Genomic DNA, 12,663 nt, shown 5'->3' with positions numbered 1-12,663 from the left:
CGACATTTCACCAATCGTCACCGGCCAGTTGGCTTGCGAAAAATCCAAATGGCGATGGCGCAGGCTCAACTCGCGCGCGTAGGTGTAAGACCAATGATAAGTCGGCACCGTCATGATTTCTTGCGCGCTGGCGCTCGCGGCGAGCAGGAATGATACGATCATCAAACCCAAACCGCGTGAAACAGGGCGAAACCGTTTGTTGTTTTGATCAAAAAGCCGGCGAACATCCTTGTTCATTTGGCAATATCCTCAACTCGATTCATTCGATGTATCGCTTCATTCAGAAAAAGCTCGGTACAACACGACATTCTTGATTAATGTTCTTGCAACGGCTTGGCCGTTGCATTTAAAACTTGGGAGTCTTCACGATGACGAGTTCCGGCTAACCGCGCGGGCGGATTCGCCATTTGTGGGCGGACACGAAACCATCTTTGCAAGAGACTCGGCGCCGGCCCGATCTCGCATTGCTGCTGAATCACCTCGAGATACTGCTGCGCGATGAGTTGCAGCGTGAAATTCTCTTCAAACGCCTGGCGCGCGCGGCGGCCCGCTGCCAAACACGGTTGCGGCGCTTGCACCAGTTGCCGCAGTTGCGCGACGATGGCGTCTTTATCATGATCTTCATCGAACACCCAGCCGCATTGCAAGGCCTTCACCATGTCGATCAACTCGCAGGGCTTGCTCGCCAGGCCGAGAATCGCGCGGCCCGCGGCCATGTAGGTGTAGATCTTGCTCGGCACGCCGAAACCAATCGCTTCACGCTCGTGTGACACCACGGCGAGATCAGCGGCAGCGAGCGAATGCTCCATCAAATGGCGCGGCTGATACGGAAAAAAGAGAACATTGTTCAGCTTGCGCGCCTGCGCCATTTCTTGCAGCTTGGGTTTCTTCACGCCTTCGCCGATAAACACAAAGCGAATCGGCACATCCTGCAGCTCGGCTGCGACTTCGATCAAAATTTCCAACCGTTGCCGCCAGCCCATGTTGCCCGAGAAGAGCACGACGAATTTATCGAGTAGGCTGTGCTCGGCCGCAAACCTGCTCTCCGTTTTCGGCATGTCGCGCACGACTTGAGGATCGCACCAATTGTGAATGATGGCGGTTTTGACATGCGCATAGCGCGCTTTGACGACTTGTTCCATGTACTGGCCGATGCAAACCGCCACGTCGGTGTGCCGCAGCGCCCAGCGGTTCACGCGGCGCCACACGCGGTCGAGCAAGCTGCCCTCACGCAACACGCCGACGGCGCAGGACAATTCCGGATGCAGATCATAAAACAGCGCGATGAAGCGCTGGCCGCGGATGATTTTCATCAATGCGCCCACCACGTGGGCCATGGGCGGATTCGTGCTGATGAGCAGCGGCGCTGACCGCGGCGAAAATAACGCCAGCGCTGCCAAGCACAGCGTGCCCCACATCCAGTTGAGCGCTTCACCGGCGCGATTGCTGCGGTTGAACGGCAAGCGCGGCAGCCGCCGCACCGGCACGCCCTTGCGCGTTTCACGCCACGCGATTTTTTCTTCTTTGACGTAACCGTGATACCCGGGCGTCAACGTCCGCACGCTGGCGGCCACACCCTGCCGGCGCAATTCGATCATCAGCTCTTCGAACAAAAACGCGGTGGAGGAGAGATCCGGCGCGTATTGCTCGCTGACGAGCGTGACGCTCAATGATTTATTTTTCTTATGCTTTGTCAAAAAACGTTCGATTAAACTTGAGAGCCGATTTTTGTTAAAAACTGAATTTTGTACAAAGTCTGACTGAACCCGCGATGGATGCGGGTTTGCTTAGGATGCCAATCGACCAATTGGGTGATGCACAAAAAATTTCACCCGAGAGCTTGCTGGCAACTCCGAAGGAGTGAAATGTTTATAGCCATGCGCGCACACCATCTCTACAAACTCCGATAGGAGTGGCATATTTGGTTTTCACGATAAAGCCGTGGGCCACGGCGATAAGATCTACGCCAGATTTCAGACAAGCTGAAATCCGAAGCCCGGCGGGCGGCTCCAACGGATAGATTAACGCCAGCGGATAAAGCTTTTTGTCTTTTTCTCCGTTGGTCTTAATCTATCCGTTGGTGATAAAAAGTTAGAATTCTATTCTAACTTTGATTTACTAATCCACCTACATGTCACTCCTTCGGAGTTGAGGGCCGTTCCAGCACACCGTCAAGTTGAAAACCGATGGCCGTCCGCTACGGTCGTGAAAGTCCCATAGGGACGAAGCGAACCTAGCCCCGCGATTGATCGCGGGGAATAAAGACAAATGTTCTCAGAAGTCCCGCAGGGACGATTGAATATGTGTAATACAGCGCTGTCATATTCAACCGTCCCTGGCGGGACTAAGATTCCTTTCCCTTTCAAACCACGCCATAAATGGCGTGGCTATTATCAATTGTCCCTTCGGGACGAATAAGTGAAACGACTTTACGTTGTAGTACTCAAGAAGCGCCGCCAACAAAAGAACTTCACCCAGGTCGAATTGGCAAAGTTGCTGAAATCCAATCAGTCGCGCGTTGCCAAAATGGAAGCGGGTGATCCCTCCGTTACGCTTGATCTTCTGGTCAAATCTCTTTTGGTTCTGGGAACGACCAAAAAAAGACCTTGCAGGAATGATCTCCCGAGGAAGATGAAATCATGCGTTCATTGGTCTCGACTTCTTGAACCTCTAGGACCATATGTGTCAAGCTAAGGGTTTGGAAGAAAGCGAAAGCCCCGAGAGGGGCGCCATATGAAAGCTTGGGGCAACGCCCCAAGATAGGATTCAACCCATAACCCGAACGCCAACGGCGCGACATAGAATGGGTCTAAATCGCATACGTGATTTCATTTCGCCCTTGCAGGGCTGCAAACCCGGACGAATTCTTGTTTCCCAGGGCGTTGCCCTTTGCTATCACATTTGTCCCCGTTGGGGACAGGTGCTTTTCATTAGCTTGACACCTATGCCCTAGGACTGATGTCTTCCACTTCTCGGTTGAGCGCTTCACCGGCGCGATTGCTGCGGTTGAACGGCAAGCGCGGCAGCCGCCGCACCGGCACGCCTTTGCGCGTTTCACGCCACGCAATTTTAGCGCTGTTGATTGCCTTAATCTATACTCTCTTGTATTCAGCAAAGCTAAATTGCGTCTTCATATTCGCCAAGTACGCAAACTAAACCGAAACACCAAGTATGCAATCCATCCACTATTTCTCTTACATTCTCAACATTAACATAGTCTGAAAGCTTCTTGAAAACATTGCCTTGTTTATCAACTGGGTAACGAAAAGTCTCTGAGCTATTATCAAGCATATCAAACTGTGAAATCTGGTTTTCAATTGCGATCATTTCATCAATTGGAATATCCAATTCCACTTCGGATATCAACTCCTTGACTCTTTGCCATAGCTGTGTCAAGTTATGGCTCTTAATAGATTTGTGTTGTTTCCCTAAGTATAGCGTCGCAGCAAGTATTATTTCTTTGAGTGCTAATTCGATGTAGTGTCTATAAAGAAACAGTATGGGAAAAATGAGGGAATCTATTGAAGTTTGGTCTGTTTTTGCATATTCCACCAATTTGTCAGCGGCGTCTCTATAGCCCTCCGAATAGATTGAAAAACCCTCAGCTTCGCCCCTGATTTTAAGACGAGCTACATTCCACCAGTCTTTTCTCTCGGAAAACAGCGATTTCTTTTTTTCTGGCCAACTCAAGTTTTGCAATCTGTCTTCTAGTAGGCTCATATGTGTAAATCCGATAACTATTGAGATGAGTTTTATTACTCGCATCTACCTTATCGGTAGGTTAGCTTGCCAAACGAAATTCTGTGCTCTATCCATAAACAGAATAAACGCACTTTGCTCTTTTACGCTTTGGAATTCACCCGACTTCTTATCTTTGTCACGCCGCTTTCGTGTTCATAGTACGAACTTTGCTTTTTGTTTTCTTAAAATGAGGCCAAACGTTTGAGCTACCACGATGTTCGGCGAAGCCATCACGTTTTCGTTTTGCATTCACATCATATTTTTAATTCTCTCCGAGTACCCACGTTTATACAACATTAGTCACCAATTATGCAATTTGATTGCTGCTCTTTATATTCTGAATCATGCGTAAGGGCGTTAACAAAACCCTTATGGTTATTGATGATTTGTGGTGCAGCAGAAGGCAGGCCCAATGCTGAAACTTGTCTGTAAGAAAATATGGTAGCCCACCGGCTGTTTGTCCAGATAAGTATCTCGGTAAAGCGAATTTCTGCATCGTCCATATGCTAGGCTCATTATATTGTTTTCCAATCATTTTACAATGGTGGCAACTCGTTTGACCAAATTCTTCTGCATTTGGGGCATTGGAATTTCTCGCCATACTCTTCATGTCCAATGCTCAACATTATCTGCGGTGGCCAAGTACATCTGCAAAGTTGATACCCAAGTTCTTTTGCCGCTTTTGCTTCAGCAAGTCTAAAAGCTTGTTCAGCTTCAGCAAAACCTTTATCAACTGCCTCTTTATCCGGGCTATCGGGAAGCAAATCTTTTGCTTTTTTGAAGATTGAGATCGCCTTGCTCCCTAATTCAATTGCTGCAGTCAATCCTGTGATGTCCATTCTGCTGTCCTTTTGTTTTCCGAATTGAAAAGAACGAATCTAAAGATTCGTTCTTTTCATTTACTGCTCCTCGAAACTCGTGAAGGTGCCATTTTCGAAGTGCAAAGACGTCACCTTTCTATTTGTCAGCGCGACACTATAAAGCTGGCTGATTTGAGCTGGTGTGAGCAAACGCGCAGATGTAGACATATCAGGTATAGGCGAATAATAAATCCAAACTTCGCGTACCCCAGATGCATTTCCAAACCGTTGTGTCTCTGCAGGATCTCCCCAACAGGCTCTCACTTGCTCCTGTGTCATGCCAATACGCGGCCTACCTTCCAGTATGTCTTGTTTAGTGATGGGCGGTAAGTTAGGGTGCATATTAACGTAGTTTTGGCGGCGCTGGGCTGCTATTTGTTCTGCTGTTGGTCGCTGGTAACCGCCACCTGTCGTCGCACAACCAGAAACTAAGCCAAGAAATTGAAACGCCATAATGAGTAGTGTTTTTTTCATCTTCCTGACTCCCATGTTGCTAAATCCTGTATAGAACGAAATTATCACTGACTAAACCAAAGCAACGTTCTAAAAACTTCTTTTAACAATGACGCTTGAAAAGTGTGGAGCACGCTACAAATCCAAGACTATGAACAAGCCTTGATTAAGAAAGCTATAATAATAATGGAAAGAGCAAATTTTGCCAAATCCCAAACATTGATCACAAAGCTAAGTACAGCTGCGAGAATAGCCCCACCGATTCCATCTTCTGCATACATCTGAATAATCATCATAATTGAAACTATAAGCCTCCAGATGACAACTACGGCAATATAGATTAACCCAATCCAAATCAATAAAGAGATCATGATGTTTCTCCGCAGATGACTTGGAAGATGCTGAGTATTCTCAACATCATTCCCCGAATGAATCCTAACATCTCAATTATTTGCTTTAAATGCTCAAAACCAAGGTGGCGATGGCACCTAATGGAAGTCGATAATCAAACTCGGTAATCGCGGTCTGCTCTGCCACGGCTTGGCCGTGGTATCTACTGTGGTCAAGCCACGGCCAAGCCGTGGCTGAACATTACCGAACTTGACTGTCAAAACTCATTAGGAGACAGGCTCAAATCGCCCGCGCCTTCTTCGTAATAATACCCCCAAACAGCGTCAACAGAATAATTTTCACATCAAAGCCGAACGACCAGTTTTCAATGTAAAAAATATCATGCTCGATGCGCTTGTCGATCGAGGTATCGCCGCGCCAGCCGTTCACTTGTGCCCAGCCCGTCATGCCGGTTTTGACCTGATGGCGAATCATGTAGTTCGGCACTTTGGTTTTGAATTGGCGCACGTGATACGTCCGCTCCGGGCGCGGGCCGACGATGCTCATGTCCCCGGTCAGTACATTCCAAAATTGCGGCAGCTCATCAAGGCTCCATTCGCGCAAAAACTTGCCCAGCCTGGTGACGCGCGGATCGTTGCGGGTTCCGAGACCGGCAGCCTGATCGAATTGCTCCGCCCCGGATTTCATCGAGCGGAATTTCACCATGTTGAAAGGCCGGCGATTGACGCCGATGCGTTCTTGCTTGAAAAAGATGGGGCCGCGCGAGCTGAGTTTGATCGCGATCGCAATCACCACCATCAACGGCAAAAACACCAACAGCGCGGTTGCGGCAAATGCCGCATCAAAAGAGCGCTTGGCCACGCGATACTTCCAGGAATCCACCGGCGTGAAGCGCACGCTCACCAGCGGCAAACCGGCGAAATCATGCACTTTCGTGCGCGGCTGAATGAACTTGAAAAAATCCGGCACGATGTCGGTTTCGACGCCTTCCAATTCGCAGGCTTCGACGATGCGTGAGATTTTGCGCATAGCGCGGCCCGGCAGCGCCACAATCACTTTGTCGATGCGATGCTTTTCAATGATCTCGTTCAACGACGAGGTACGCCCGAGCACTTCCAGGCCGTAGTCTTTTTTGTAAACGCCGTTGGTCTCATAGTCATCGCAGAAACCGACAATGCGATGGCCCAATTCGGGGTGGCGCCTGGCCTGCTGCGCGACGCGCAAGCCCAGCTCGCCCGCGCCCACCACCAGCACGCGGCGCAAATGGTAGCCGTGCTTGTGCGCCTGTTGCAACACCCAGCGCACCAGCAAGCGCTCGACGAACACCAGTCCGAAATTCAACACACCGAACAGCGCGAACGTCATGCGCGAATAGGAAATCTCGCGATAAAAAAATGTAAACGCGGAGATGAAGACGACGCCGCTGGCAATGCTGAACAGCAACTGGCGCACGTCGGTAAGCTGCTGCAGGTGCCGGTGAAATTCATACAATCCAAAAAACGAAAACAAGCCCAGCCACAGCGGCAGAATGCACCCGAGAATGATCAAGTATTGATCGATCTCCGGATTGGCATGCGGCAAATAGCCGGTTTCAAAACGCAGCCAAAAGGCGAGGTAAAACGAGAACGCCGTGACGAGCAAATCGCAGCTTGCGATGGCGATTTCGAGAATGCGATAACGTTGTTTGGACATGGCAAAAGCGCTGCTGTTGATCAAAGATGTTTTTGCCGGGTCAAGCTTGGTGTACTGTGAACCTATAGTATTTTTCAAATGCATGCATAGGAATCGTAGTCTTGCCTCCTTGTGGGGCGCTGTTGCAACCGCGAATCTATTGGTCTCGACAGCCGCCCACAAGGGGCGGGGACTACAAACCTATTCACTTAACTGAAAAACCGCAGTAATTTGTAGAAGCCCGCTCTTGCAGTGTCATCCAGAAGGGCGCTAGTGAAATTTCAAGCACAGTGCCAAGTACTTCACAGGATTCCTACTGAATGACAAATCGAGCAGGCATAACAATCATGCTGATAGCATACGAATTGTGTGACAGCTTCGCCGTCGCATGCTTTTCACGACTAGCGCCGGAGGCCGCGGTGAAAACGGCCGGCACGAAAACCGGCGCTGGCATTACTTCAAAAAATAAATTGGGCGCGTGCTCACCGGCAGTTTGTTTTCACCGGCCAAACGGTTGCCAAAAAAATCCCATGCTTCCGCGCCGCGCACACTCGCCGGGAGATCTGCGTTCTCACCCGCGCGCGAGGCGGTTTGCCAAAGCGCGCTGAATTGCCGGCCATCGGCGCGGCGATAATGCAAAAGATAAAGGCCGGCATCGCCCAAATTCTCCCGCTGTTCGAATGCGGCATCGCCGCAAAGTTGCGCCAGCGTGAGATAAGCGAGCAATGCGGGCTTCACCGTGGCATTCCAATCATAATCGAGCAAACCGTGAATATCCGGCCCGCGGTTCGGGCGCTCGCTGTCCATCGAATAACAAAAATAATATTTCACGCCGGCAGATTTTGACAGCAAGGCGTGGCGCACGAGAAACGCCGCCTGCGTCATCTCATCAACCGTGGTCGGGCGCGCCGGCGAATAATAAGGCACGGCCGCATTGATGGAATCGCGGCCGCGGTAGCCGGTTTCGGTGGCCCACAATTCCGGAGCGTAGCCTTGCGCATGCTGGGCCAGCGCTTGCAACTGCGCCATTTTATCGACCAATGCTTCTTCCGGTGCAATCTTCTCATACGGATGAAATGACAAGGCTTGCGGCTGCGCTTTTTGTTGCGACAACGCAGCCTTGGCAAAAAGCTCGCGATTATCATCCGACCAGGCCAGGCTGAGTCCCGCTAATTTTGCCTCGGGTTGAGTCTGCTTGAAAAAATCCACAGTGGCCGCGAGCAAAAGGCCATACTCTTCCGGCGTGCCTTCAAAATAGCGCGGCAGATTCGGCTCGTTCCAAATTTCCCAGCGCGGAATTTGTTTGCCGTAACGCGCAATGACTTCGCGCAAATAGTTCTCATACTCCGTCATCGCGCGCGGCATTTTGTTCAACAATTCCGTGCCGCCCGGTTTCGCGGGCACGCTGGCCCAGCGCGGCGGAAAGCCCAGAATGGGAAGAAGCTGAAAATCCTGCTCACGCAAATAAGCCAGCAACTCATCCGGCCACTGCCATTTGCCCGACCGGGGCTCGACTTGATTCCAATAGATTTGAAAAATATTGCGCAAGTATCTCACGCGCGCCTGCCGCAAAATCGGCAACGTGATATCCATGTTGGTCGCATTGAGGTGCATGCCCCACACCGGCTCGCCGGCAGTTGCAGCCGGCAAGGCCGGATTCTGCGCGGCGACACGCAGCACGCCGGCGCTTACTTGCTTTCCGGCTTCATCGCGCAGCGACCACGCCAGGCGATAATCATCCGCGCGCGGCAATTTGATCTGCACGGGATGGCGCACGGATTCCTGTGGTTTTATCGCAATGGGAATTTGCCGCGAGCTGGTTTCGGCAGTCAATCGTCCAGTTTGTTGAATGTGAAATTGCAGATTCCGGCCGCGTTCCGAACGATTGACAATCCAAATCTCGAGCGGCGCTTCTGCGCCGGCGGCAAAAATTTTGGTTTTGACAGTTGCCGGAGTAAGCCTCGCTTCCAATTCGGGCGTAACACAAATACTCTTGCCGTTGCGGCGAAAATCGATTTGATCGATCCAAAAGATTCCCGGCGCTTCGAATTCCAGCGCGAGGCGATAACTGTCTTTCTCCGCAGTTGGCAACGCGCCATTGATGGTGATGGGTGTCCATGTCGTTCCGCATTCTTCTTTGCCAGCGAGGCGCGACCGTTTCTGTTTGTCTTTGCGCAGCGCTTGCTTTGCGACGCCGTTAATGACGCGCACGGCGAGCATGCGTCCGGGCGCATCGGCTTTGATCTGCATCGTAAACTCGAATTCACCGCCGCCGGGCAGCGTTAGCCAGGGGCTAACCAAACGAAAATTTCCCGAGCCAAAATCGCGGCTGCGGCTCAAATCAATTTTCAAAGAGCGCCGGCCTTCGGTCGCGTGGAGTGAATCGGAAACGATTTCGAAACCCACAAGATTTTCAGCGATCGGCTTCCATTCGGCCGCGCCCATTTCGAAGCCGGCGTTGTGCAACGTCAATTGCGGCTGATTGTACCGCACGACATTGTTGTTATTGGCGCGCAAACCGCTGCCCACAAACATCATACAACAGAATAGAGCGGCATGCGTGTGCAGTTTTTTTTGCATGAAACTGCTTTTAATGATGAAAAAAGCTTCCGGCATCGTAAGGCCAATCCTTCTGTTTTGATTTCAAACGGCGCGCTCGAACAAGGCATCCATTTGCAAGATTTCACCGCTGCCGGGCGCAGCGAGCCAGCCCACCGGTCTCCCAAAACGCATGCCCTGCGCTTCCATCAAGCGCACGATATCCATGAACAGCAGCTCGCCGTCATACATCGGCTTGAAGGAGGATTCCAGCACGGCGTAGTCGATTTGTTTCAGCGTCGCGCTGGCGCCGCGCAGGGTTTGCGCTTCATAACCCTGCACATCGATCTTCAACAAAATCGGCCGCGGCAAATGGAGGTCGGCCAGAGCATGATCGAGCGTCGTGACGCGAACCTTGATCTCCTTTTGCTCGCGCGCCTCCGGAAAAGCCGTGAGATGGGCTTGCGCCAGCGGCAGCACGGAGCTGGCGCGCGATTGCGCATTCACGTGCATGGTGACTTCACCCTCTCGTTCTCCCAGAGCCACGGGATAAACCGCGAGGTTGCCCAAGCTCGCGGCGTGCTTGCGCAATTCTGCCACACAATCCGGCAAAGGCTCGAACGAATGCACCTGCACATTCGGAAAAAGCTTGGCCGCCGCCACCGCGAATTGGCCGACATTCGCGCCGACATCCAGCACGGTTCGCGGCCGCAGGCCCTGCTTGACCAGGTTTGAAATCATTTTGTAAGAGGTGACGGAAAACTTCGGCCACGTCAACAAAGCTTGTAGTGATCCCAAGTCTTCCAACAGAGAAAAAAGATGATGTATTTTATGAACGAGACTCATGCGGAGTCGAGTTTAGTTAATTGTCCGGAGTAGTTCGTTTCCTATAGAATGTGACAATCAAAATCGAAAATCCCAGTTTGTTCAGAGCCACGGCTTGGCCGTGGCACCTACAGTGGTCAAGCCACGGCCAAGCCGTGGCTGAATCCTATTGAACAAATCATTTGATCAACAAAAATTTCTTTTGCAAAATCTGTTGACCGGATTGCAATCTCAAAAAATAAACGCCATTGGCCAATTCCGGCGTTTTGAGATGAATCGAGTGCCGGCCTTCAAATTCAAAGCGGTCAAAAAACGTGGCCACTTCGCGGCCGAGCATATCATAAAGCTTGAGCGCCGTGCGCCCGCTGGCAGGCAGATAAAAACCAATCTGCATTTCACCACGGCTGGGATTGGGGTAGCTCTCGCCGAGCTGCAACGCGCGCGGCAGCCGGTGCTGCTCGGTGGTGTCCAACGGATTCGGCGCCATCACCCAAATCGGGCTTGACCATGCCCAGACTTGGCGATGCAAGCGGCGCGCAAAATCATAGACATCGTTCTTTTGCTTGACGCGGAGGTAATACACGGCATCGCCGGCATAACTTGAATCCGCCATGGCATGCTGTACGTGCAGGCCGCTTGCCGGTAAATGCCGAATCACTTCAAAAACTGGATGCCCATTTTGACGGCGGCCATGCGCCAAATCCCATTTCAAAATTTCCATGAACTCGATTTCATCGGTGCCGTGAACTTCGGCAACGATGCGGGGAAACTCTCCCACGGGAAATTCGAAGCGCTCACCCATCATATGCTCTGCGATGGTGAAAGAAAGCAGCATGCGTTGCCCGGTGGTGGCATACACGCGGCGTTGTTGCAATGCTGCAAAAACGGCGTCCCGCGTAAGCTCGGTTGCAAACACCGCTGTCAGGCCACGAAACGGCAAACCGGGGGTCGCGCTGTGATCGTCGCTCGAAGCGATTGCGCCCAGTATTTCGCCGGCAGCCCAGGCATCTTGCGCATAGTGAGGCCCGCTCGAGCTATAGCGGTCGCCTTTGATGTCGAGTTTTTCATAGGCCAAAGGATGCTGTGGGGCATACATTTCACTTTGGCCGTGAATCGAATAAATCTCGATCAACGGCCGATACAGGCGATGGCCGAAACCGGGCCCAAAGCTGACGCCGGAATTCGACGCGGGCGACCACATGATGCCGCTATGATGCGGCGCTGTCAGAAACTCGACGCCGGCCGGCAAAGTATTGGCCAGCATGCGCCACATATCCTGAATTTCGCCCTTGAGCTGATCGCGATACAGCGGCAAACTTGCCAGCACGTCATCCGGCGCATTAAAATAAATATTGTGATGCCCCGAAGGCGCCAGCCGGCTGTACTCATAGCCCAGAAAAGTCACGAACGTTCCCGGCTCGTGATAGGTGATGACGTCGTTCTTGATCTGCCGCCATTCCGTCTCGTTGATGCCGCCTTGCGGGCTGAAATCGTTCGAGGTGTGATCGGTGAGCGCATAAAAATCGAGGGCCGCAACCTCGCGCGCTTTCTCAAATGCGCCTGTGCCATGGCCGTCATGACTGATGCGCGAATGGCTGTGCAAATCGCCCCAAAACGTTTGCAGCGGCAACGGCGCTGCGCTCACAGCAACGGGATTGCTGGTTGCTTCCAGCCACACGCCGGTGTCTGCGAGTTGCAAGCGTACCTGAACGCGGTGCACGCCGGGATTGCCAAAGGTCACCGGGAATTCCAGGCTGCCGTTATCCCCGCTTACCATTGTTGTTGCGCCCGCCAAATTCGCCATCGTGTCACTGGCGGATAAAAACAAATTGCCGGTAACCGTCGACGCGAGGTTATGATTCGCATCCAGCACTCTAACGCGCAGACGCGTTTCCAAACCCGCCACGGCCTGCGAGGGCAAATAGGCGACAAGCTGTTGCGGCAGGCCCGCGCTCACGATGATTGCCGGAGGCGCGAGCAACTCTTGAAACGAACCCGCGCCGGTGAGATCGTACGCAATGCGCATCGTGTCAACAAATGCCGAGGGCGGCGCAAACATGCGGCCGTGCGGCGGATTGGCGCCATAGGTCAAAACAATTTCCTCGCCGCGCAACAGCCGGCCCGCGGTGACGCTCACCGTCACAATCCACGCATTGCGATCCCAATCCCAATTTGTCGAGGAGTCGCGGTTGTCGATAGTAGTGATCGCAACTTTGCCCGTGCT

12 protein-coding genes are annotated in these 12,663 nt (G+C 52.1%); 1 reads left to right on the top strand and 11 read right to left on the bottom strand.

What is annotated here, in order from left to right:
- Positions 1-237, bottom strand: a 237-nt coding sequence (locus tag FBQ85_16950; GenBank protein MDL1876835.1) for a hypothetical protein, incomplete at its 3' end; no start/stop codon positions are given.
- A 77-nt stretch (positions 238-314) separates the two neighbouring features.
- Entirely contained in the window at positions 315-1,697 is a 1,383-nt protein-coding gene (locus FBQ85_16945; protein MDL1876834.1) for a glycosyltransferase family 4 protein, read from the bottom strand.
- A 721-nt stretch (positions 1,698-2,418) separates the two neighbouring features.
- Here FBQ85_16945 and FBQ85_16940 point away from each other — a divergent pair.
- Complete coding sequence (locus tag FBQ85_16940) at positions 2,419-2,694, top strand: helix-turn-helix transcriptional regulator (protein MDL1876833.1); 276 nt, start codon at positions 2,419-2,421, stop codon at positions 2,692-2,694.
- Positions 2,695-3,117: 423 nt separating this feature from the next.
- On the opposite strand, the gene FBQ85_16935 is transcribed toward FBQ85_16940, so the two are convergent.
- The 9 genes from FBQ85_16935 to FBQ85_16895 all read right to left on the bottom strand — a co-directional run.
- Positions 3,118-3,720, bottom strand: a complete 603-nt coding sequence (locus FBQ85_16935; GenBank protein ID MDL1876832.1) for a hypothetical protein — start codon at positions 3,718-3,720, stop codon at positions 3,118-3,120.
- 317 nt (positions 3,721-4,037) lie between these two features.
- Entirely contained in the window at positions 4,038-4,244 is a 207-nt protein-coding gene (locus tag FBQ85_16930) for a hypothetical protein (GenBank protein MDL1876831.1), read from the bottom strand.
- Positions 4,245-4,277: 33 nt separating this feature from the next.
- A complete protein-coding gene (locus tag FBQ85_16925) occupies positions 4,278-4,580 on the bottom strand; it encodes a hypothetical protein (protein ID MDL1876830.1) in 303 nt (100 codons plus the stop codon).
- Between the two features lie 60 nt (positions 4,581-4,640).
- The gene (locus FBQ85_16920) at positions 4,641-5,075 is read right to left on the bottom strand and encodes a hypothetical protein (GenBank protein MDL1876829.1); all 435 of its coding nucleotides are present in this window, start codon (positions 5,073-5,075) and stop codon (positions 4,641-4,643) included.
- Between the two features lie 128 nt (positions 5,076-5,203).
- Positions 5,204-5,425: a hypothetical protein gene (locus tag FBQ85_16915; GenBank protein ID MDL1876828.1), complete on the bottom strand. Its 222-nt coding sequence runs from the start codon at positions 5,423-5,425 to the stop codon at positions 5,204-5,206.
- A gap of 259 nt (positions 5,426-5,684) precedes the next feature.
- Positions 5,685-7,181, bottom strand: a complete 1,497-nt coding sequence (locus FBQ85_16910) for an undecaprenyl-phosphate glucose phosphotransferase (GenBank protein ID MDL1876827.1) — start codon at positions 7,179-7,181, stop codon at positions 5,685-5,687.
- A 348-nt stretch (positions 7,182-7,529) separates the two neighbouring features.
- Positions 7,530-9,692 carry a hypothetical protein gene (locus FBQ85_16905; protein MDL1876826.1) on the bottom strand — a complete coding sequence of 721 codons (2,163 nt, stop codon included), beginning with the start codon at positions 9,690-9,692 and terminating at the stop codon, positions 7,530-7,532.
- A gap of 27 nt (positions 9,693-9,719) precedes the next feature.
- Positions 9,720-10,460: an FkbM family methyltransferase gene (locus FBQ85_16900; GenBank protein MDL1876825.1), complete on the bottom strand. Its 741-nt coding sequence runs from the start codon at positions 10,458-10,460 to the stop codon at positions 9,720-9,722.
- Between the two features lie 157 nt (positions 10,461-10,617).
- A partial coding sequence (locus tag FBQ85_16895) for a DUF3604 domain-containing protein (protein ID MDL1876824.1) occupies positions 10,618-12,663 on the bottom strand: 2,046 nt, incomplete at its 5' end.

This window comes from Cytophagia bacterium CHB2 (genome assembly GCA_030263535.1).
Lineage (GTDB): Bacteria > Zhuqueibacterota > Zhuqueibacteria > Zhuqueibacterales > Zhuqueibacteraceae > Coneutiohabitans.
Note: the sequence above shows the minus strand (reverse complement) of the source record. Positions and strands in the feature narration are given on the sequence as shown.